We start from the raw sequence: 20,681 nt of genomic DNA, 5'->3' as shown, positions 1-20,681 counted from the left end.
GATGGGGGCCTTTGTTTCACTGCGCCTTACGCTTCTCCACCGTCACCCATGCTGCGGCCGGGGTGACGGTTGGGAAAGTGACAAACTCACATCCCTTTTATGTCTATACATTATTAATGTCTATACATTATCCTCACCCCCAGCCAAGAATCCTCACCCAAGGAAGCCCGCTCGTGACCCAAGCCCTCTGGTTCCACCACGCCCTGCTTCCCACCGGCTGGGCCGATCAGGTGCGGCTGGAACTGACCTCGGGCGTCATCACCAGCGTGCAAACCAACACCCCGCCCCAGCCAAACGATGAGCGCCACGCCATCGCCCTGCCAGGCCTGCCCAACCTGCACAGCCACGCCTTTCAGCGCGGCATGGCCGGGCTGGCGGAGGTGCGGGGGCCGGCGGCGGATAGTTTCTGGACCTGGCGGGAAGTGATGTACCGCTTCGCCCACCGCATCGGGCCGGAGGAGATGCAATCCATCGCCGCCATGGCTTTTGTGGAGATGCTTGAAAGCGGTTTCACCCGCGTGGGGGAGTTCCACTACATCCACCATGCGCCGGACGGCGCGCCCTATGCCGATCTGGCAGAGATGGGCGGGCGGCTGGCGGCGGCGGCGGATGAAACCGGGATCGCCCTGACCCTGCTGCCGGTGCTGTATCATTGCGGCGGCTTCGGTGGTCAGCCGACGGGCGAGGGCCAGCGCCGTTTCGTCAATCGGCCAGACCTTTTCGGCCTGCTGATCGCCGCCTCCCGCCGGGCTGTGGGCTTTCTGCCCGATGGTGTCGTGGGCGTGGCCCCGCATTCTCTGCGCGCCGTCACGCCAGAAAGCCTGTCGCTGGCCATCGCCCAGGCCGAAGGCGGGCCGATCCATATCCATATCGCCGAACAGATGCGGGAAGTGGCGGATTGTCTGGCCTGGTCCGGCCAGCGCCCGGTTGATTGGCTGTTGCAGAACATGCCGGTGACCGAGCAATGGTGTCTGGTTCACGCCACCCATATGGATGGGGGCGAGACGGAAGGGCTGGCGCGCAGCGGTGCCGTTGCCGGCCTCTGCCCGATTACAGAGGCCAATCTGGGCGACGGCATTGTCAATGCCGTGGATTATCTGACCGCCGGCGGGCGGTTCGGCATCGGGTCGGACAGCAATGTGCTAATCGATGCGGCAGAAGAACTGCGCAGCCTGGAATATGCCCAGCGGCTGAAACATCAGGGGCGCAATATGCTGGCCGGCGGCGGCGGCTCCACCGGGCGGCGGTTGTTCGATGGTGCGCTGGCCGGCGGGGCCCAGGCGCTGGGCCAGGGCTTGGCCGGGCTGCGGGTGGGGGCCTCGGCTGATCTGTTCAGCCTGGATGCCACCCATCCCAGCCTGATCGCGCGCAACGGTGACGGGCTGCTGGACGGGTTCATTTTCGGTGGCCGGTCGATGGTGGACATGGTTTGGCGGCGCGGGCGGTGCGTGGTAAGCCAGGGCCGCCATCAGGCGCGCGACACCATCGCCGCCCGTTATCGCCGGACGATTGAGAAGATCCTGTCATGACCCTGGCCGAGCCCGGCCCCGCCCCGCTGCACCAGCGCATCCGCGCCGATATTGAAGGGCTGATCCTGTCCGGCACCCTGCGCCCCGGTGAGCGCATCCCGGTGGAGCATGAATTGATGGCGCGCTATGGCTGCGCCCGGATGACGGTGAACAAGGCCCTGTCGGCCCTGGCCGATGCCGGGCTGATCGAACGGCGCAAGCGGGCGGGCAGCTTCGTCTCCAGCCCGAAAATCCATATGGCGGCCCTGGCCATCCCCGATATCCAGGCGGAAATCGTCGGGCGCGGCATGGATTATGGCATGGAATTGCTGCACCGCGCCCTGCTGCCGGCGGCAGAGGTGGCAGCCGACCGCATGGTGTTGAAGCGCGGCGGGCGGGCCTTGCTGCTGCGCTGCCGCCATCTGGCCGATGGGACCCCGTTCGCGCTGGAAGAACGGTTGATCAATCTGGCTGCCGTGCCGGAGGCGGAGGGCGTGGATTTTTCCACCGTGCCGCCCGGTTCCTGGCTGCTGTCACATGTGCCCTGGACTGAGGCCGAACACCGCATTGCCGCCATCCAGGCCGGCGCGGACGGGGCAGCCCTGGGGCTGGCGCAGGAGGCGGCGTGCCTGCTGCTGGACCGCCGCACCTGGCGGCAAACCCCCACCGGCCCCGCCCCCGTCACCGCCGTGCGGCAGTTATTTCCCGGCGCCATGTTCGATCTGGTGGCGCGCTTCAGCGGCGGGTAAGGCCGGGGCGGCGGCGGATTGCCGTTTTTATCAAGTTTGCCTGCCGCCCCGGCCAAGCAGGTTTTCCCGGCGCATGGTTCCCTTGACCCCTGATAATCGGTGCCGCGAACAGACGGCACCGGACAAGGGTCGGGAGGAAAAATCATGCAGATTACCGCTGCCGTCATCCGGGCGCCGGGTGGCCCCTTCAATCTGGAACATCTGGAGATCGAACAGCCGCTGCCGGGCGAGGTGCTGGTGAAGGTGGCAGCCACCGGGGTCTGCCATACCGACATGGTGATGCGCGACCGGCTGTTGCCGGTCCCCCAGCCGGTGGTGCTGGGGCATGAAGGGGCCGGCACCGTGCTGGCGGTCGGGGCCGGCGTCACCAAGGTGAAGCCCGGCGACGCCGTGGTGATGAGCTTCAATTCCTGCGGCCATTGCCCGTCCTGCAGCGACGCGGCCCCCGCCTATTGCCATGAATTCTTCCCGCGCAATTTCTTCGGCGCACGCGGCGATGGCAGCAGTGGCCTGTCCCGCGATGGGGAGATGATCCACGCCAATATTTTCGGCCAATCCTCCTTCGCCACCCATGCGCTGTGCCATCAGCGCAATGTGGTGAAGGTGCCGGCCGATGTGCCGCTGGCCCTGCTGGGGCCGCTGGGCTGTGGTGTATTGACCGGGGCCGGCACGGTGCTGAACGCACTGAAGGTGCGGGCGGGATCGTCGGTGGCGGTGATGGGCGTGGGCACGGTGGGGCTCAGCGCCATCATGGCGGCCAAGGTAGCCGGGGCTGCCCGCATCATCGCCATCGATCCGGTGGCCAGCCGGCTGGATCTGGCGTCCGAACTGGGGGCCACCCATGTCATCGATCCGCGCGGCGGCGGCAATCTGGCGGAAAAGGTGATGGGCCTGACCGGCGGGGTTGGGGTGGATTACGCCATCGACACCTCGGCCCGGTCAGAGGTGATCCGCCAGGGCCTGATGATGCTGGCCCCGCGCGGGGAATGCGCCGTGGTCGGCGCTGTCACCTTCGGCCAGGATATCCCCGTTGATGGCGGCCATCTGCTGTCCGGCGGGCGCCGGCTGCGCGGCGTGGTGGAAGGGGATGCCGATCCGGAACAGTTCGTGCCGCAACTGGTGGCGCTCTACCGTGACGGCAAACTGCCCTTTGACCGGTTCGTGCGCTTCTTCCCCTTCAGCGCCATCAATGAGGCGGTGGCAGAGTCCGAGGCCGGCCGGGTGATCAAGCCGATCCTGCTGATGCCCGGTACGGAGGTACCCACCCCATGAGCCTGGACCCCCATATTGCCGGGATGCTGGCCGAACTGAACGGGTCCGGCCAGCCGGACATGGGCAGCCTGCCCCCCGCCATCATCCGGCAGGTGATGCATGATAGCTGCCTTGCCATGGAAGGGCCGCCCGATGCGGTGGCCCGGGTGCGGCGGGATATCAACCTGACCGGGGCCGCCGGCCCCCTGCCGGCCCGGCTTTACACACCGGCCGGGGCGCCGCCGGTCGGCCCCTGCCTGCTGTTCTTTCATGGCGGTGGCTTTGTCGCCGGCGATCTGGACAGCCATGACGGGTTCTGCCGCCGCTTTGCCGCCCTGTCGGGCCTGCGGGTGCTGTCCGCCAGCTATCGGCTGGCCCCGGAACACCCGTTCCCGGCGGCGCATGATGATGTGCTGGCGGTGCTGCGCCAGGTGCTGGCAGGACAGGCCGATCCCAGCATCGACCCTACCCATCTGGCGGTCGGTGGCGATTCCGCCGGGGGCAATCTGGCCGCATCCGCCGTGCTGGATGTGGCCAATGACAAGGGCCCCCGGCCCCGCCTGTTGCTGGCGATCTATCCGGTGGTGCAGTTCACGCATGAAACGGAAAGCCTGCGCCGCTGTGGCGAGGGCTATCTGCTGACCCGCGCCAGCATGGACGCCTTCACCGCCATGACCTTCCCCGATCCGGAAAGCCGTGGCAACCGGCGCGCCAACCTGCTCGCCCGGCCTGACCTGATGGAAGCACCGGCAACCCTGGTGGTGACCGCCGGTTACGACCCGCTGATGGATGAAGGGTGCGATCTGGCCCTGGCCCTGCGCCGGGCGGGCGTGCCGGTGGCCCATCACCATCACCCGTCCCTGATCCATGCCTTCATCCATATGAGCGGGGTGACACCGGCCGTCCCGCAGGCCATCGCCAAGATGGCGGCCTTTGCCAAGGTGGCCGTGGGTGGGTAAATCCCAAGCTTGAACCCGGCTTTTACCCCGGTTCGCTAGGGTGGGATGATCCCACCCTGGAGAACCAGAGCCCCGATGTCCGCCGCCAACGCCCTGCCCATCGGCCTGCGCCACCGTGACGTTCTGTTCGCGCTGGGTCTGGTTTTCGTGCTGACCATCCTGATCCTGCCGGTACCGGGCTGGATGCTGGATATGGGTTTGGCGCTGTCCATGGCGATCAGCGTGCTGATCCTGATGGTGGGGCTGTGGATCGCGCGGCCGCTGGATTTTTCCAGCTTTCCCACCATCCTGCTGATTTCCACCCTGCTGCGCCTGTCGCTCAACCTTGCCTCCACCCGGCTGATCCTGTCACAGGGCCATACGGGCACGGATGCGGCGGGCCATGTCATCATGGGTTTTGCCGATTTCGTCATGGGCGGCAATTTCGTCATCGGCCTGATCATCTTTGCCATTCTGGTGGTGGTGAATTTCATCGTCATCACCAAGGGCGCCAGCCGCATCGCCGAAGTGGGCGCACGGTTCGCCCTGGATGCCATGCCCGGCAAGCAGATGGCCATTGATGCCGACCTTTCCGCCGGCCTGATTGACGAGACGGCGGCACGCCTGCGCCGCAGCGAGCTGGAACAGGAAAGCCAGTTCTATGGCGCCATGGATGGCGCCTCCAAATTCGTGCGCGGCGATGCGGTGGCGGGGTTGATCATCACCGCCATCAATATCCTGGGCGGGCTGCTGATCGGCGTCGCCCAGCATGACATGAGCTTTGCTGACGCCGCCCGCACCTATACCATCCTCAGCGTTGGTGATGGTCTGGTCACGCAGATCCCCGCCCTGATCGTCAGTCTGGCTGCCGGTATCCTGGTCTCCAAGGGCGGCAACAAGGGGTCCATCGATCAGGCGATGCTGACCCAGTTGGGCGCCTATCCCAAGGCGCTGGGGGTGGCGTCCGGCCTGCTGCTGCTGCTGGGGGCCACGCCGGGCCTGCCGCTGTTCCCCTTTCTGCTGTTGTCCGGGCTGGCGGGCAGCCTCGCCTGGTATCTGCCGCGCTATGCCGCCCAGCAGGAAGACCAGAAACGCCATGATGAGCTGATGGCCGCCAAGGCCCCCACGGCAGAAGAGCCGGTGGCCGACATGCTGCGGGTGGATGATATCCGGGTGGAGCTGGGCAGCGGCCTTGTCTCCCTGATCCTGGACCCGGCCACCGGCCTGTCGGCCAAGGTGCGCCGCCTGCGCAAGCGCTTTGCCACCGAATATGGTTTCCTGCTGCCCTCCGTGCGCCTGCGTGACAGCGCCAGCGTGGCCATGAATGCCTATGAAGTGTCGATCCAGGGCGTGATGGTGGCCAAGGGCGAAGTGCAGGTGCGCAAGATGCTGTGCATCGACCCGCGTAACGAGGGCATCGATGTGCCCGGCACCGACACGCGTGAACCCACCTTCGGCCTGCCGGCCCGCTGGATTGAGCCGATGCTGGCGGAAGAGGCGGAACTGAAGGGCTTCACCGTCGTCGACCCGGACAGCGTGATCACCACCCATCTGGCCGAGGTGATCAAGGAACATATGCCCATCCTGCTGAGCTATGCCGCCACCAAGCGGCTGCTGGATGAGATGGACCGGGAGCATCAGAAACTGGTGGCTGACCTGATCCCCGGTCAGGTCAGCCTGTCGGTGGTGCAGCGGGTGTTGCAGGCGCTTTTGGCAGAGCGGGTTTCCATCCGCAACCTGCCCTTGATCCTGGAAGGGATTTCAGAGGCCGCCGCCTGGACGCGCAACATCACCATGATGACCGAACATGTGCGTTCGCGGCTGTCGCTGCAGATCTGTCAGGCGCTGACGACCGGGGAAGGCTATATCCCCGTCATCGTCGTCAGCCCGGAATGGGAACAGGCCTTCCTGGATAATATTGTGGAGCAGGGGGAGGATCGGCAATTCGTCATGCCGCCTTCCACGGTGCAGGAATTCCTGCTGGCCGCCCGCGCCCGCATCCAGGCCCATGCCACGGCGGATTACTGGCCCGCCGTGCTGGTGGCGCCGGCGGCGCGGCCCTTTGTGCGGTCGCTGCTGGAACGGGTCAGCCCCTCCACCCCCGTCATTTGCCATAACGAACTGCACCGTAAGGCCCCCGTCACCACCATCGACCAGATTTAAGGGCGGACGCGGCATGACCAGCGCGCTGACCGACCTGTTGACGGCGGAAATCTATGGTTTCCTGCTGGTGGTGGCCCGGGTGGGGGCCGCCATTTCCCTGTTGCCAGGCTTTGGCGAAACGGCGGTGCCGATGCAAGCCCGGCTGGCGGCAGCCCTGGGGGTGGCGCTGGCCCTGTCGGCCGTGGTGCCGGGCCTGCCGCCGGCCCCGGATGCCGTGTCCGACCTGCTGGTGCAGGTGGCGGGGGAACTGGCGGCCGGGGCCTTTATCGGCATTTCCGCCCGCATCCTGTTCGCCGCCTTGCAGATCGCCGGGCAGATGATTGCCCAGTTGATGAACCTGTCCAACATCTTCACCTCCCCCGGTACCGGGTTTGAATCCGGGTCGGTGGCGGGGTCATATCTGATGATGGGCGGGCTGGTGCTGCTGTTCGTCACCGACCAGTACCTGTCCATCATCAAGGCCTTGCTGGAAAGCTATAAACTGATGCCGGCGGCCACGCTGCCTTCCCTGGCGGGGCTGGCCAAGACCACGGCGGAGACGGTTTCCACCAGCTTTCGCATGGCGGTGCAGTTCGCCACCCCGTTTCTGGTGCTGGGCTTCGTCTATAATGTCGGGCTGGGGCTGATCAACCGCGCCATGCCGCAATTCGCCGTCTTCTTCATCGGGATGCCGATTTCCATCCTGGGTGGGTTGCTGGTGCTGGCCATGACGGTGGCCGTCATCGCCACCAGCTTCATCGGCCATTTCGCCAGCTTTCTGCACCGGTTCGGGGGCTGAGGGCGATGAGTGAAGAGAGCGATGACAGCCAGAAAACCGAAGAACCGTCCCAACGCAAACTGGATGAGGCGCGGCGGCGCGGCGATGTGCCGGTCAGCCGCGATGTTGGCGCCATGCTGGTGGTGCTGGCGGCGGTGATCATGGCCGGCGGGCTGGGCCCGCATCTGGGCAGGGGGGTGATGACGCAATTGCTGCCGCTGCTGGAAAACCCCACCGATATCCTGCTGACCAGCCCGGCCGATGCCTTCCACCTGATCGCGGAGGTGCTGAGCGGCGTGGGCATCGTGCTGTTGCCGGTGGCGGGGTTGCTGCTGGCGGCGGGGTTCTTAGGGGCGCTGGGCCAGGGCAGCATCGTGGTGGCTGGCGAACGCATTCAACCCAAGCTGGAGCGGCTGTCGCCGCTGGGCGGGTTCAAGCGGCTGGTCTCGCTGCGCAATCTGGTGGAATTCCTGAAAGGGCTGGCCAAGGTGGCGGCGATCAGCACGGCCTTTCTGCTGGTGGTGGGGCCGGAACTGCGCAAGGCCGAGGCCATGGCGCTGACCGATGCGGTGGCCCTGCCCCTGCTGTTGGCCGATGTCACGGTGCGGCTGCTGGTGGCGGTGCTGGTGGCCAGCCTGCTGATCGCCGCCTTGGACCTGATCTGGCAATATATTTCCTGGCGGCGCAAACAGCGGATGAGCCTGCAGGAGCTGAAGGATGAATTCCGCCAGTCCGAAGGCGACCCGCATCTGAAATCCAAGATCAAGCAGTTGCGCCGCGACCGGGCGCGCAACCGCATGTTTGCCGAACTGCCCAGCGCCACGGTGGTGATCACCAACCCCACCCATTTCGCCGTCGCCCTGCGCTATGATCTGTCCAAGGCGCCGGCCCCCGTCTGCGTGGCCAAGGGGCAGGATATGGTGGCCCTGCGCATCCGGGAGACAGCGACCAAGCACAATGTCCCCATTGTGGAGAACCCGCCGCTGGCCCGCACGCTGCACAAATCGGTGGAGATCGGGGAGGAAGTGCAGCCTGAACATTACCTGGCCGTGGCCGAGCTGATCAGCCAGGTGCTGGCCATCAAGGCACAGACGACGGTGGCGTAATTTTAGTGTCCCTCAGACCCCACCCCCCGCGGCCCGGTAATCGCGCGGAGCCATGCCATAGCGGGCCTTGAACGCGCGGGAAAAATGGCTGGCATCGTTGAAGCCGCAGGCGAAGGCCAGTTCCGTCACCGTGCGGGTGCTGTGCAGCGGGTCACGCAGGCGGCGGGCGCATTCTTCCAGCCGGCGGCGCAGGATATAGGCGGAAATCGCCTCCCCCTCCCCCGCGGCCAGCAGGCGCAGATAGCGTTCCGACAGGCCCAACGCCTGGGCGATGGACGGTACCGACAATTCAGGATCGAACAGCCTTTGTTCGATCAGGCGACGGGCGCGGGCGCGGTGGCCGTCGGCCAGCGTGCCCTCTGCACTGCTGGTGCCGAAATTCAGGTGGCAGGCGGTGGCGAACAGGTCCAGCAGGGTGGCGGCCAGCCGCTCCCCCGCCTCCACCGGCAGCGGCCCGCCCTTCTCCACCTGTTCCCAAAGTTCGCCCAGCAACCCGCGCACCATGCGCAATGGCCCGGCACTGCCGGACAATTGCCGGCCCAGCAGGCCATAGGGGGCGGGCACGCGGCGGGTCAGTTCATCCGCCGGAATTCCCAGAATCAGGGTGCGGTTCTCCCCAATCAGGCCCAGATCATAAGGCGCGGCGGCATCGCACAGCACCATATCCCCCGGTCCCAGCAATCCCTCCCGGCCATCCTGCATCGCCAGCACCCTTCCCTGCAATTGCATGTGCAGGAAGAACAAATGCCGATGCGTGCCGGCGGCATGGGGTGGGCGGCGGATGATATGGGCGGGAAGCGAATGGGCATTGGCCAGCGACAGCCGGCCCAGGCTGGTGCTGGCAATATGGTTGTTGAAAAGGTCCGGATCGTCCGGCACCACATCCAGCGGGGCAAACACGCTGGACATCACGCCTTTCAAATAATCCAGCTTGGCGCGGGCCGTCGGCAGCCCGACCGTGGTGAAAACATGCATACCGCCTCCCGCCCGCGATTTCATCGCTTGGGCGGCATGATGAGCATAAAGATATGCCGCCGTCACCTATCGAAATGACATGCTGCGGTGCACCTTATACCAGCGGCGTGAAATCATGACCGATGGTCAAGCTTTCGCGCCCCTCAATCGCCGGCGGGCGCCTCCGCGCCCTTGGCTACGCGGCACGCGCCGCGCGGCGGCAGTCGCCGCCGTCCCATCGGTCAAAATTCTTGACCGATGGGATTAGAAGAATTCCAGATAGATGTGCCACCTCAGCCGGCTTCCGCCACCTGCGGCGGCAATTGCCAGGTCTCCTCCCCCGGCCGGATCACCCGGCGGCGACGCGGGGGCGGGGCGTCGGCCAGATCGTTGCGGCGCAGCAGCACCAGCCGCAGATTGGCGGCCACCCGGTCGAAATAGGCATCGCCCTTGTCGGGCGTGCGGGAATGGTAATGTTTGACCGACCGGGTCCAGTTGCGCAGATCGCCGTGAAATTCCTTCAGCATGTCGGCGGCATAGTCGACATTGGCCACCGGATCGAAGGCGGTTTCCAAGTCCGCGAAGGCCTTGGGGTGCCAATGCAGGTTCACCTGCATACAGCCAACATCGATGGAGCGCACCCCGCGCTTGCGCAGGGCCTGGACATGGGCGATGGCCGCCTGTTTGTCCGCGAAATAGCGGCCCTGGCCATCGGCATTCACGGTCCAGGGCCAGACGGTCAGCCGCCCGCCAATCTCCCGCCCGCTTTCCGTCACCCCGATGGCGATCAGCAGCCGGCCCGGCATCCGCCGTTCCTTTTCCGCCTTGCGGATGGCCTGCAGGCAGGCCTGGGTGTGATCCTCTGCCGCTGCCGGCGCGCTCAACCCCAGCAGCAATAATATCGATAAAAGTACCCGCCTCATGCCCCACCCGGGGCGACGACATGGGTCAGCACCTCCGTCCAGAAGCCGGAGACGACATGGAACATGAAGGGCAGCGACAGCACGATGGCGACCAGGATCAACACGATCTTGGGCACGAAGGACAGCGTGGCTTCCTGCACCTGGGTCAGCGCCTGCAGCAGCGAGATGCCGAAACCAACCACCAGCGCCACCAGCAAGGGCGGGGCCGCAGCCAGCACCACGGCCCAGATGCCGGACCGCAGCAAATCCAGAATATCGGCTTCGGACATGGCAGCAGGCCCTCCGCCGGTCAGACCGGCATCCGCATGATTTCCAGATACGCATTCACCAGCTTGTCGCGCACGGCCACGGCGGCCTGCACCGTCAGTTCCGCCGACATGGTGGCCTGCACCACTTCCTGGGTACTGGCCTTGCCCTGCAGCCCGGCAGCGGCGGTCTTTTCGCCCTGGCGAACGGTGTTGATGGCATCCTTGACGGCATTGCCCACCAGTTCGGGGAAGCTGCCGCGCTTGGGCAGGGTGATGCCGGCCACCGGCTGGGCGGGACCGGCAATACCGGCCAGCTTGCCAGCGGCATAGGCGCTGGTGACGCCGGCGGTGGGAACGATGATGCTCATATTTCCTACCTCTGACGGAATCAGCTACGCAGCATGTCGATGGTGCGGCCCAGCATGGTGCGGGCCTGCTGCATCACATTCAGGTTGGCATCGTAGGAGCGCCCGGCCTCCCGCATATCCATGGCTTCGACGAGGCTGTTGACGTTGGGCGTCTTGATATAGCCATTCTCGTCCGCTGCCGGGTGGCTGGGGTCATAGCGCAGGGTGAAGTCGCTCTCATCCCGGCCAATGCGCTTCACCTCCACCTTGTCGGCGGAAAGGGCGCGGTCCAGCACGCTGGAAAACACGATGGTCTTGCGGCGATAGGGATCGCCGCCCGCCACCTCAGATGTTGAATTGGCATTGGCCATATTCTCTGCCACCACGCGCAGGCGGGTGGCCTGGGCCTTCATACCGGCCGCGGCAATGCCGAAGGAACTGGTCAGATTGTCGATGGACATGGCCTATCCTATTCAGCGCGTGTTGAGGGCGAGGCGCAACATGCCGGCATGTTTCTGGAACAGGTTGGTGGCCAGATCATAGGCCTGGCGGATATCCGCCGATTTCACCATCTGCTCTTCCAGCACCACGCCATTGCCGTCGGGCGCCATTTCATAGGTGGCACTGCGGCGATCTTCCTTGAAACCGGCATTCTGGCGCAGCGGGGTCAGGTGGCGCGCATCAGTGCGCGCCTGTTCCGCGTTGCCGCCGCTCATCACCGCCTGGAAATCGAAGGGCTTCAGGTCGCGTGCCTTCACGCCCGGCGTGTCGGCATTGGCAATATTCTCCGCCACCAGCTTGTGCCGGGCGGTGAGATATTCCATGCGATGGCTGGCCAGATTGAACAGGCCGATCGAATTCAAATCCATCCGCTGCTGCCCCGTTTGCGTGTGGCGTCGGTCGGGGCGGATGTTTCCATGCGCGGGCTTAAAGCGGCGTTTAAGCCGGTGCGGGCTTTAATCGGCTTTAAACCCCCGCTTTCAAGATGGGCTGCACATCACGCAGCAGCAGCGAAGAAGGCAGCCGCCATGACCATCCTGGCCGGGCTTTTGGCCGATATCCAGCAGATCGAGGGACCGCGTTTCCATGGGCAGGTTGTCACCTGTTCCGGGCTGGCGCTGGAGGTGGAGGGGCTGGAACGCCGGCTTTCCGTCGGCGATGGCTGCCGGGCCTTCACCCGCGACGGCAAACCGGTCCCGTGCGAGGTGGTGGGGTTCCGCCAGGGCCGCGCCGTGCTGCTGCCCTTCGCCCCGCTGGAAGGCATCGGCCTGGGGTCACGGGTGGAGGCCGGCACGGCCATGGGGCTGGTGCGGCCCCATGCCGGCTGGCTGGGCCGGGTGGTGGATGCCTTTGGCAAGCCGATGGATGGCAAGGGCAGCCTGCTGCGCGGCGATGATAACCGCAGCCTGCGCGCAGCCCCGCCCCCCGCCTTTGACCGCCGCCGCATGGGCGCGCGGCTGGAAACCGGCATCCGGGTGATGGATAGTTTCGTGCCGCTGTGCCGGGGCCAGCGCCTGGGCATCTTCGCCGGCTCAGGTGTGGGTAAATCCACCCTGCTGGCCATGCTGGCCCGGTCCAGTGCCGCCCAGGTGAATGTGATCGGGCTGATCGGTGAGCGTGGGCGGGAGGTGCAGGAATTCATCCAGGATGATCTGGGGGAAGATGGGCTGGCCCGCTCCGTCATCATCGTCGCCACGGGGGATGAGCCGGCGCTGGCGAGGCGACAGGCAGCCTATCTGACCATGGCGGTGGCGGAATTCTTCCGTGACGCAGGCCATGACGTGCTGTGCATGATGGACAGCGTTACCCGCTTTGCCATGGCCCAGCGCGAAATCGGCCTGTCGGCGGGGGAGCCGCCGACCACCAAGGGCTATCCGCCTAGCGTCTTCGCCGAACTGCCCCGCCTGCTGGAACGCGCCGGGCCAGGGCGGGACGGCCAGGGCGACATTACCGGCGTCTTCACCGTGCTGGTGGATGGCGGCGACCATGATGAACCGGTGGCCGATGCCGTGCGCGGCATCCTGGATGGCCATGTGGTGATGGATCGCAAGATCGCCGAGCGCGGCCGCTATCCGGCTATCGATGTGCTGAAAAGCGTCTCCCGCGCCCTGCCCGGCTGCCATTCGGAAGCGGAAAACGCCACCATGAATGGTGCGCGCAGCCTGCTGTCGCGCTATGAGGCGATGGAGGAGATGATCCGCCTGGGCGCCTATCGCCTGGGCAGTGATGCGGAGGTGGATCAGGCCATCAAGGCCAACCCGTCGCTGCAGGAATTCCTGCGCCAGCGCAAGGGTGAAAGCACGCCCAGCACCACCAGCTTTGAGGTGCTGGGCCAGATCGTGGCGGAAGTCACCGCCCCGCCCCCGCCACCCCCGCCCGAACCAGAAGCGCGCAAGCCGGGCGCGCCGCGGGCCAAGCGGGGGTAGGATCGAGAAAGCGTCGCTTGGTCCGGGACCGACTGGTTCCCGGACCAAGCGACGCAGCCGCCCCCCTATCGCCGTCCGCGCGGCAGGGTGACGGCCGCCATCAGCGTGTCAGCATTGATCGTCGACCGGCCGGAGAAAAGCTGAAGCACCGGGGATGTGCCGGTGCCCACGGCACCCTTGCCCTGCAGATCCCACATCATCATGAATTTCTCCACCAGCCGCTTCACCTCGGTCAGGTCTTTCAGCTTCTTGATATCAAGCCGCTTTTCCAGCATTCCCACCTGCCGGTCGATATCGGCGCGCGCTACCTCCTCCGGCAGGCCAAAGGCGGTGCGCACCACCTGGGACAGGGCCTTGTCCGCCAGCACGGAATACCAGTTGCTGACGCTGGCCGCCTTGCGCTCAAAATAAAGCCCCAGGCGCAGCGCCTCGTTGGTGTTGCCGGCAGAGACTTCAAAGCTCATCCGCTCATACCGGCTGACAATATCCTTGACGAAGGGCGGGCTGCCGCGCCGCATGGTGCCGGTGTTATTGAGGCTGAAACTGACGGCCAGGGCCGTTTCCTTGGCCCCCGCCTTGACCGCAAACGAGTTGCTGTCGCTGGGATTGCTCTCCAGCACCTGGCGCAGATATTTCGTATCCGCCGCGCGATCCCCCAGATCGAAGGCGGCCAGCACGATGCCGCGCAGCTTGGCATCCTTCAACAGCTCATCGGCCCCGGCACCGGCCGACAATTTCTGCTGCACATAGCTGACATCGCTGCGCACCTGCCAGCGGGCGGCAAAGGCCGTCTTCTGCTGATCGTAACTACGCATCAGCATCGTATATTGGTTGGCGCTGGACAGCGCGCCGCTATTGCCCTTAGCCGTGTCCCAGGCGGTGAAGAAGGCCTCGCGCAGGCGGCCCTGATCAACATCATTGCCCTTGTACTTGCCAAAGGGCATGGCCTTTTCCAGCGTGGCCGCCTGCGCCTTCACATCGGCCGGACCATAGGGGTCAGGCAGGCCGAAGGCCATGCGGGCCACCTTGGCCAGCTTTTCATCGGCCAGCACGGAATCCCAATCGGCCTTGCCCGTCACGCGCCGGGTGAAATCCAGCATCATGCCCAGGGCTTCGTTCTTCTGGCCTACATCTGCTTCAAACGCCTTGGTGACATAGGCGTCGGAAATCTGGCTGACGAAGGAGCTTTTCACCGTCGATCCGCCAAAATTGAAGGCGGCGGCCAGCTGCTTGAAACGCACATCATTCAGCCGGCTGGCATAGGACCGGCTGTCCGACAGGTCGCTTTGCAGCACCTTGCGGATCAGCGCCTGGGAATTGACCTGATCTTCCAGCCCGAAGGCCCGCATCACATAGGTGTAAAGTCGCCGGTCGCCCATCAGATCATCGACGGACGCCACGGTCGGCAGCTTCTTGCGGGCATAATCGGCATCCGCCTTGTTCTGCTGGTCATTGCGCACCAGCCCCATCTGGCGGTCCAGGGTGGAGTTCAGCACCTGCCATTGCGACAGGGTGGAGCCATAGCCGGCCGTAATGGTTGCAGCGCCATAGCCGGTGATGCTCACAGCTTGATCTCCCGGCTGGGGCTATCCGCCGGCTCTTCCTGCAAGGCATAGCCAGGGGGGATACGCAGCAGGATATCGCCGGTGCGCGGGTCGATCACCTCGGTGAAGATGCGCTGGGTCTGCGGGTCCAGCACCACACGATAGGGGCGGCGCTCGCTGGACGGTTCAGGCGGCGCTGCTGCCGCTTCCTCCTGGGCAGCGCTGGTCCCCCGTGCCTCATCCGCACGCACTGGCGGATCGACCCGCACCAGCCGGTAAAGGCGGGACGGGTCGGAACCGGAAACGGGTTCGATCGGCTTGGCTTCTCTCATGGTCACTCCTTCCGCAGGCTCTGGCGTGCGGCGACGGGACCGGCCTTGCAGCCCTTCGAATGCGGGCGCCTACGCACCCACCGCCGCTTCTGACGGGGGTTCGACCGGGACAGCCGCCATTGACGGCGGCAGCAACATATCCTCATAGGCGATGACCGGCCGCAGGGCCGCCAGCGCCTTGTAGAAATCGCCTTCCCGCACATGCCGGTCGGCATCCGCCAGATGATGGGTCATCTCCGGATCGCGGATGGCCAGCCGCAACTGGGTGATGAAGGTGGCATAAAGCGGCAATTGCTGGGCCGCATGTTGCGGGTCCAGCAGCATGGCCTGGATGGTGTAATAGGTGCGCTTGACCGGGGTGACGGCATCCTGCGGCTGCAGGATGCTGCGCCCGGTCATCACCTGGGCATGGTTGGCCACGGTGACCGTGTTGCGGTGGCGCCCGTTCTCGATCACCACCCCATTGACGATGAATTTTTCAAAGGGTTTCAGCTTCAGCTTCAATCCCATGATCGATCTCCCCAGAAATCGGCCGCTGGTATCAGTCGGGCCGGCGGTCGGCCAGGCCCTGGATGATCGCCCGGTTGACATCCACCAGGGGCGCCAGCGGCCGATCCGATTGCAGGGCCTGACCGCTATAGCGGTCCACCCACAGGCCCAGCGAGATCAGGTTGGCCCGCAGCTCAACCGGCAGCAGGTTCCCCTCCTCCCCCAGATCGGCCACCAGCGTGTTCCATAAGATGCGGTTGCGGGAAACGGCATGGATGCGCGCCTGGCGATCCTCCCCCCGCCCGGCGGCTTCCAGCTGCAGGGTGACCTGCTGGAAAACCCGTCGCTCCAGCTCCCGTGGGGCGGAGGTGTCCTTCATGGACTGTCGATAGGCCGTAATGCTCATGGACGCACCGTCCTGGTTTTTCAAGAAATGGCCTGATCACCTTACCCGGCACATATTAAATGGCGATAAAGTATAGAATTAATCCGGGATTAAAAACGCACCGGACCATTCCGAAGAAAATCAATAAAGCACAATAAATGGAAAAATGGGGCCACCGTTTCCGGTGGCCCCAGACGCAAGAACAGGCCGCTATTAACGGAACAGCGACAGGATGTTCTGCGGGGCCTGGTTGGCGATGGACAACGCCTGGGTACCCAGCTGCTGCTGCACCTGCAGGGCCTGCAGACGGGCGGATTCTTCATTCAGATCCGCGTCAACCAGGGCACCGATACCGGTATTCAGGCTGTCTACCAGCTTGCTGGTGAAGTTCTGCTGCAATTCCAGGCGGGTACCGACAGCACCCAGCTCGGCGGCATAGGCGGTGACCGTATCCATCTGGGTGTCGATTTCGGCCTGGATGGCCTTGGCCATGGCGGCACGGTCAACCGAGGTGGTACCGGCCTTCAGCGCGGCGGAGATGCCGGTGATGAAGTCGGTCACGGTCGCACCGGTGCCGGCATTGTAAGCGGCCGTACCGGTGGTCACACCGGTCGTCGGGTTGGTGGTCTGCTGCGTCACCGTCGCCGTCGGCGGGGTGGCGCTGGCGCCCAGATTCTGCGCCTTGATGCTGTCGGTCACGGCCGACACACCCGTGCTGTCCCGCTTGACCGAGACGACCAGGGTGGTGGTCTTGATGTTGTCCAGCAGGTTTTCGCCGTTATAGCTGGACGCCTTGATGGTGGACGTCACCTGGGCAACCAAGCTGTCAATTTCGTTGGCGATCTTGTTGTGATCGACCGAGGCGGACGTGGCCAGCGTCAGCTGATCGTTGATCTTGGACATCAGGCCGTTGATGTTTTCCACACCCACGCGGGCGGTGGAAACCGTGGCGGCGGAGAGCGAGATATTCTCGTTCAGCACCTTCAGGGCCGACACGTCGGACTTCATGGTGGTGGCGATCGACCAGTAGGACGAATTGTCCTTGGCGGTCGACACCTTCATGCCGGTGGAAATACGGTTCTGGGTGGTTTCCAGATTGGCGGTGGTGGAGCGCAGCGTCTGCAGCGCAACCATCGAGCCGACGTTCGTCAGAATAGAAGCCATGATCTGTTTCCTTCGTGGATGGATTTGGATCTAGCGCCTTCTGACGCTGCCGCCCTGGCCCTGTGGGCCATCTGGCAGATGCCCACCTGTCGGGGACCGGGGCTGGTGCTTACTCTGGCAGGGGAAGATTAAACCCGGTTAAAAAAAGAAACCCCCGCCGGCAAAACCGGCGGGGGTGGGAGGCGGGGAGGGAGAGCGGAACGGGATCAAAACTTGTAGGAGACGCCCAGCAGGTAGCGGCTGCCATATTTTTCGTAATTGATGGTGTTGCGGGTATCGTCATTCTCATAGGTCACAAAGGCCTCGTCGGTGAGGTTGTAACCCTGGAGAACGATGGACAGCCCTTCCAGATCACCTTCCTGGAACTCATAGCCGATCTGGGCATCAACCAGCGTTTCGGCCTTGCCATTGCGCAGGGTGCGGCCTTCACCAAAGCCATTCACCTCCGCCCGGTACTTGGAACGGTGCGAGACGGAGACACGGGCGGAGATGCCGTTCAGGTCGTAATAGAAGGTGCCCTGCGGCGTCCATTTGGAGAAGCCGGGGATCGGCTGGCTGGAACCGGGGCCATCAGGCGAAATGCTGGTCTTGGTGTAACCGACATTGGCCGTCAGGCCGAACCCTTCCAGCGCCGGGTGAATATCCTCAAACGGCAGGGACAAGGCCAGTTCCACGCCCTTCAGCGTGCCGCCATCGCCATTGACGGGGCGGGTATTGAGACCCAGGTTGGTCACCGGCGCCCGGTTGCCGGTATAGGCAAAGCCGGTAAAGTCAAAGACTGTCGCCTGCTTGTAGATATAGGTCTTCAAATCCTTGTAGAAGCCGTTCAGGGCAACATAGCCGGCCTTGCTGAAATAATATTCGTAGGTGACATCCAGCGCATTGGCCATCCAGGGCTTCAACTGGGCATTGCCGCCTTCCGCCTTCCAGGCCGAAACATCGGGGTTGGTGTTGTTGACGCGGGTTTCGTCAAACGTCACCTTGGTGGAGGCACGCAGCTCATCCGGCCGGGCCCGCGCCATCTGCCGGGAGAGACCGACGCGGATTTTATGATCCGGGTTGGGCAGGGCAAACACCAGATTGGCCGAGGGCAGCAGCTCGGTATATTTGCGGCCATCGGTGCGCATCACAAACAGGCCAGGGCCGGTCACGGCAGCACCATAGCTGCTTTGGTCGGTATGCACCACCTGCAGGCCGACATTCCCGGTCAGGGTGACGTCGCCCAAATCCTGTTCGATATCGGCCTTGATGAAGCCGGTGACGATATCCTCGTTGAGATCCCAGGGGCTGACGGCGCAATCCACGCGCGGGCAGGCGATCTGCGTGTAAAGGCCATTGCCCAGCAGATAGCGGGGATCATAGGCGATGACATTGCCCACCCCGATGAAGGAAAGATCAGCCGCCCCACCCACCAGAGCCGCCGACGGGATGGCGACAGAGGTATTGTGCTTGGGGTCTTTCACATTGGCGGTCAACGCCAGATAGAATTCATCCTGGCGGTACGTCTTGTCGCGGGAGGAATAATTGACCCCCAGCTTGACGGACTTCACGGCGCTATCATCGAATTCCTTGGTGATGTCGCCGCGCACGGCCCACAGCTTGTCATCGACATGCGGCTTATTGAGATAGCCATCCTGGCCACCGGGCACCACATCCCCGCCCCAGCCCTGCGGGCCGGTCAGCAGGATCAGCGACGGGTCGGCATAGTTCAGGCGGCTGGTCAGGCGGTTGCCATCGTTGCCGGTGGTGAAATCCACCCGGTCGGTGGCCCCCACCCCGGCACGGCCGGTGCCGGCATAGGTTTCCAGCCGCTCGCTGTTGCGCTTCACCTTGCTGTAGCTGGCATCCAGGGCCAGGGTCCAGCTTTCCACCGTATATTTGCCGTTCCAGCCGGCGGAGAACAGGTCGGACTTGGTGGTACGCATATCATTGCGCACCACGCCCTTCACATTGTTGAAGCTGCCGGCGGTCACCAGACCATTATCGACGGAGCCGACCACCGGGGTCAGACCACCCCAGTAGAACGGCATCTCCACGCCGCGCTGAATCTGGTCATCATCGAAATGGGAGTAATAAAGGTCCAGCGTGGTGGCGAAATTGTCGGTCGGTTCATATTCCACCGTGGCGGTCACACCGGTACGCTTCAGCGTTTCGGAATTCACCCGGTTTTCGATGCCGCCCAGCACGCGCGGCGGCGTGTCCTTGGGGCCGGAGAGCGGATAGCCCCAGGCGCGGGAATATTTGGTCTGGGTCGGCTGGTTGATATGGGCCACGCTGATGGCCACCCCCAGCGTGTCATTGGCGAACTGGTCGACATAGGCACCGGTGACGCGATAGCCCAGCTTATCGCTGTCGGGGTTCAGTTTGCCATTGCCGGCCAGTTCAGTGCGGGCCGACATCGCCATCACCCGCTTGCCATGCTGCAGCGGGCGCATGGTGCGCAGGTCCACCGTGCCGGCCAGACCCTGGCCGACAACGCCGGCTTCCGGTGATTTATAGACCAGCACGCTGCTCATCACTTCCGACGGGTATTGGTCGAACTCGACGGAGCGGTTATTGCCGGTGCTGACCTGTTCACGCCCGTTCAGCAGGGTGGCGGTGAAATCCGGCCCCAGGCCGCGCAGGCTGATCGACTGGGCGCGGCCATCGACGCGCTGGGCGGCAATGCCCGGCAGGCGGGCAATGGCCTCCGCAATGGAATTGTCCGGCAGCTTGCCGATATCTTCCGCCGAGACGGCTTCGACAATCTGGCTGGATTCCCGCTTCAGGGCGATGGCATTTTCCAGCGACTGGCGATAGCCGGAGACGACAATCTCATCCAGCGCATCCCCGGCCGGGGCCGTCTGGGCCAGCGCCAGACCGGCCGGCAGCAGCGAAACAGCGGCAACGGTGGCGCCCAGCGCCAGACGCAGATTCTTGTGCTTGGACATTCCTACTCACTCCCCAAAGCGTCGATGACGCCGCTTTTTCTTCGTTGAACCGTCAATTGGTCGCCCGACACACAGGCAAACCGGTACCATCCCCGCCAGGGGCGCCCGGCCCCTTCGGCGGATTTTCATGTCTTGTTTGGAAGTTGTCCGACAGAACAGGGTTCACGACCAAATATTACGGTCACCACTATTTCTGTACCGTCACACGCTCCCTAAAGTTACCAGAATGGTTCATCGGATCGCTCGCTTGCGGCGGCTGCCCCTCTTCCATCCCTGCTTTTCCCCAGCCCTTGAAAGTGTCGGGGGAACTGGCTTGCTCTGGGTTTAGTTTAGAAAAAAGCCCCTTCCACCGGGAGCATGAAAATACGTATGCAGCGAATTGTTGCAATGCGACGCATACGTATTCAGTTACCAGCCAGCAACAAAAAGGCTGCGGCTTGCAAACGGGCCACGCGATGCCCACTCTT

Annotated in this window: 20 protein-coding genes; 8 read left to right on the top strand and 12 right to left on the bottom strand. The window is 64.3% G+C overall.

Going from position 1 to position 20,681, the window contains the following annotated elements; all coding sequences use genetic code 11:
• Window positions 1-173 precede the first annotated feature (173 nt).
• The 7 genes from PCJ49_RS15910 (at window position 174) to flhB (ending at window position 8,472) form a co-directional block, all read left to right on the top strand.
• Complete coding sequence (locus tag PCJ49_RS15910; RefSeq protein WP_269911786.1) at window positions 174-1,529, top strand: formimidoylglutamate deiminase; 1,356 nt, start codon at window positions 174-176, stop codon at window positions 1,527-1,529.
• Window positions 1,526-2,257, top strand: coding sequence for a histidine utilization repressor (hutC, locus tag PCJ49_RS15905; RefSeq protein ID WP_269911785.1), 732 nt, complete (start codon window positions 1,526-1,528; stop codon window positions 2,255-2,257). The genes PCJ49_RS15910 and hutC overlap by 4 nt, the downstream gene beginning before the upstream one ends.
• A gap of 144 nt (window positions 2,258-2,401) precedes the next feature.
• Window positions 2,402-3,529, top strand: coding sequence for an NAD(P)-dependent alcohol dehydrogenase (locus PCJ49_RS15900; protein ID WP_269911784.1), 1,128 nt, complete (start codon window positions 2,402-2,404; stop codon window positions 3,527-3,529).
• Complete coding sequence (locus PCJ49_RS15895; protein WP_269911783.1) at window positions 3,526-4,467, top strand: alpha/beta hydrolase; 942 nt, start codon at window positions 3,526-3,528, stop codon at window positions 4,465-4,467. Before PCJ49_RS15900 ends, PCJ49_RS15895 begins: the two co-directional genes overlap by 4 nt.
• Window positions 4,468-4,542: 75 nt before the next feature.
• Window positions 4,543-6,609 (top strand): flagellar biosynthesis protein FlhA, encoded by a 2,067-nt coding sequence (gene flhA / locus PCJ49_RS15890; protein WP_269911782.1) that lies wholly within the window; start codon window positions 4,543-4,545, stop codon window positions 6,607-6,609.
• Window positions 6,610-6,622: 13 nt separating this feature from the next.
• On the top strand, window positions 6,623-7,387 hold the full coding sequence (locus tag PCJ49_RS15885) for a flagellar biosynthetic protein FliR (RefSeq protein WP_269911781.1): 765 nt from the start codon (window positions 6,623-6,625) through the stop codon (window positions 7,385-7,387).
• Window positions 7,388-7,392: 5 nt separating this feature from the next.
• Window positions 7,393-8,472 (top strand): flagellar biosynthesis protein FlhB, encoded by a 1,080-nt coding sequence (gene flhB / locus PCJ49_RS15880; RefSeq protein ID WP_269911780.1) that lies wholly within the window; start codon window positions 7,393-7,395, stop codon window positions 8,470-8,472.
• 12 nt (window positions 8,473-8,484) lie between these two features.
• On the opposite strand, the gene PCJ49_RS15875 is transcribed toward flhB, so the two are convergent.
• The 6 genes from PCJ49_RS15875 to PCJ49_RS15850 form a co-directional block, all read right to left on the bottom strand.
• A complete protein-coding gene (locus PCJ49_RS15875; RefSeq protein WP_269911779.1) occupies window positions 8,485-9,447 on the bottom strand; it encodes a helix-turn-helix domain-containing protein in 963 nt (320 codons plus the stop codon).
• A gap of 272 nt (window positions 9,448-9,719) precedes the next feature.
• The gene (locus PCJ49_RS15870) at window positions 9,720-10,349 is read right to left on the bottom strand and encodes a lytic transglycosylase domain-containing protein (protein WP_269911778.1); all 630 of its coding nucleotides are present in this window, start codon (window positions 10,347-10,349) and stop codon (window positions 9,720-9,722) included.
• Window positions 10,346-10,618 carry a flagellar biosynthesis protein FliQ gene (gene fliQ / locus PCJ49_RS15865; protein WP_269911777.1) on the bottom strand — a complete coding sequence of 91 codons (273 nt, stop codon included), beginning with the start codon at window positions 10,616-10,618 and terminating at the stop codon, window positions 10,346-10,348. Before fliQ ends, PCJ49_RS15870 begins: the two co-directional genes overlap by 4 nt.
• 20 nt (window positions 10,619-10,638) lie before the next feature.
• Window positions 10,639-10,965 (bottom strand): flagellar hook-basal body complex protein FliE, encoded by a 327-nt coding sequence (locus tag PCJ49_RS15860; RefSeq protein ID WP_153205592.1) that lies wholly within the window; start codon window positions 10,963-10,965, stop codon window positions 10,639-10,641.
• A gap of 20 nt (window positions 10,966-10,985) precedes the next feature.
• Window positions 10,986-11,405 carry a flagellar basal body rod protein FlgC gene (gene flgC / locus PCJ49_RS15855; protein WP_089289137.1) on the bottom strand — a complete coding sequence of 140 codons (420 nt, stop codon included), beginning with the start codon at window positions 11,403-11,405 and terminating at the stop codon, window positions 10,986-10,988.
• Window positions 11,406-11,417: 12 nt separating this feature from the next.
• Window positions 11,418-11,813 (bottom strand): flagellar biosynthesis protein FlgG, encoded by a 396-nt coding sequence (locus PCJ49_RS15850; RefSeq protein WP_153205590.1) that lies wholly within the window; start codon window positions 11,811-11,813, stop codon window positions 11,418-11,420.
• A 159-nt stretch (window positions 11,814-11,972) separates the two neighbouring features.
• Here PCJ49_RS15850 and fliI point away from each other — a divergent pair, with 159 nt between their 5' ends.
• Entirely contained in the window at window positions 11,973-13,370 is a 1,398-nt protein-coding gene (fliI, locus tag PCJ49_RS15845) for a flagellar protein export ATPase FliI (protein WP_269911776.1), read from the top strand.
• Between the two features lie 65 nt (window positions 13,371-13,435).
• Here fliI and PCJ49_RS15840 read toward each other — a convergent pair whose 3' ends face one another.
• The 6 genes from PCJ49_RS15840 to PCJ49_RS15815 form a co-directional block, all read right to left on the bottom strand.
• Entirely contained in the window at window positions 13,436-14,935 is a 1,500-nt protein-coding gene (locus PCJ49_RS15840; protein ID WP_269911775.1) for a DUF1217 domain-containing protein, read from the bottom strand.
• Window positions 14,932-15,246, bottom strand: a complete 315-nt coding sequence (locus PCJ49_RS15835; protein ID WP_269911774.1) for a hypothetical protein — start codon at window positions 15,244-15,246, stop codon at window positions 14,932-14,934. Before PCJ49_RS15835 ends, PCJ49_RS15840 begins: the two co-directional genes overlap by 4 nt.
• 69 nt (window positions 15,247-15,315) lie before the next feature.
• Window positions 15,316-15,756, bottom strand: a complete 441-nt coding sequence (locus PCJ49_RS15830; protein ID WP_269911773.1) for a flagellar biosynthesis repressor FlbT — start codon at window positions 15,754-15,756, stop codon at window positions 15,316-15,318.
• Window positions 15,757-15,787: 31 nt separating this feature from the next.
• On the bottom strand, window positions 15,788-16,141 hold the full coding sequence (gene flaF / locus PCJ49_RS15825) for a flagellar biosynthesis regulator FlaF (RefSeq protein WP_269911772.1): 354 nt from the start codon (window positions 16,139-16,141) through the stop codon (window positions 15,788-15,790).
• 192 nt (window positions 16,142-16,333) lie between these two features.
• A complete protein-coding gene (locus PCJ49_RS15820) occupies window positions 16,334-17,284 on the bottom strand; it encodes a flagellin (protein ID WP_269911771.1) in 951 nt (316 codons plus the stop codon).
• A gap of 206 nt (window positions 17,285-17,490) precedes the next feature.
• The gene (locus PCJ49_RS15815) at window positions 17,491-20,214 is read right to left on the bottom strand and encodes a TonB-dependent receptor (RefSeq protein WP_269911770.1); all 2,724 of its coding nucleotides are present in this window, start codon (window positions 20,212-20,214) and stop codon (window positions 17,491-17,493) included.
• Window positions 20,215-20,681: the final 467 nt, after the last annotated feature.

The sequence above is a fragment of the Niveispirillum sp. BGYR6 genome, assembly GCF_027568365.1.
Classification (GTDB): domain Bacteria; phylum Pseudomonadota; class Alphaproteobacteria; order Azospirillales; family Azospirillaceae; genus Niveispirillum.
The sequence above is the reverse complement of the archived record's forward strand: the minus strand, read 5'-3'. Positions and strand labels throughout refer to the sequence as shown.

Coding starts and splice junctions, on each gene's coding strand:
- flaF (WP_269911772.1), bottom strand. CDS start 16,141: ATGAGCATTACGGCCTATCGACAGTCCATGAAGGACACCTCCGCCCCA.
- PCJ49_RS15835 (WP_269911774.1), bottom strand. CDS start 15,246: ATGAGAGAAGCCAAGCCGATCGAACCCGTTTCCGGTTCCGACCCGTCC.
- PCJ49_RS15870 (WP_269911778.1), bottom strand. CDS start 10,349: ATGAGGCGGGTACTTTTATCGATATTATTGCTGCTGGGGTTGAGCGCG.
- flhB (WP_269911780.1), top strand. CDS start 7,393: ATGAGTGAAGAGAGCGATGACAGCCAGAAAACCGAAGAACCGTCCCAA.
- PCJ49_RS15815 (WP_269911770.1), bottom strand. CDS start 20,214: ATGTCCAAGCACAAGAATCTGCGTCTGGCGCTGGGCGCCACCGTTGCC.
- hutC (WP_269911785.1), top strand. CDS start 1,526: ATGACCCTGGCCGAGCCCGGCCCCGCCCCGCTGCACCAGCGCATCCGC.
- PCJ49_RS15885 (WP_269911781.1), top strand. CDS start 6,623: ATGACCAGCGCGCTGACCGACCTGTTGACGGCGGAAATCTATGGTTTC.
- PCJ49_RS15875 (WP_269911779.1), bottom strand. CDS start 9,447: ATGCATGTTTTCACCACGGTCGGGCTGCCGACGGCCCGCGCCAAGCTG.
- fliI (WP_269911776.1), top strand. CDS start 11,973: ATGACCATCCTGGCCGGGCTTTTGGCCGATATCCAGCAGATCGAGGGA.
- flhA (WP_269911782.1), top strand. CDS start 4,543: ATGTCCGCCGCCAACGCCCTGCCCATCGGCCTGCGCCACCGTGACGTT.
- fliQ (WP_269911777.1), bottom strand. CDS start 10,618: ATGTCCGAAGCCGATATTCTGGATTTGCTGCGGTCCGGCATCTGGGCC.
- PCJ49_RS15820 (WP_269911771.1), bottom strand. CDS start 17,284: ATGGCTTCTATTCTGACGAACGTCGGCTCGATGGTTGCGCTGCAGACG.
- PCJ49_RS15860 (WP_153205592.1), bottom strand. CDS start 10,965: ATGAGCATCATCGTTCCCACCGCCGGCGTCACCAGCGCCTATGCCGCT.
- PCJ49_RS15895 (WP_269911783.1), top strand. CDS start 3,526: ATGAGCCTGGACCCCCATATTGCCGGGATGCTGGCCGAACTGAACGGG.
- flgC (WP_089289137.1), bottom strand. CDS start 11,405: ATGTCCATCGACAATCTGACCAGTTCCTTCGGCATTGCCGCGGCCGGT.
- PCJ49_RS15900 (WP_269911784.1), top strand. CDS start 2,402: ATGCAGATTACCGCTGCCGTCATCCGGGCGCCGGGTGGCCCCTTCAAT.
- PCJ49_RS15830 (WP_269911773.1), bottom strand. CDS start 15,756: ATGGGATTGAAGCTGAAGCTGAAACCCTTTGAAAAATTCATCGTCAAT.
- PCJ49_RS15850 (WP_153205590.1), bottom strand. CDS start 11,813: ATGGATTTGAATTCGATCGGCCTGTTCAATCTGGCCAGCCATCGCATG.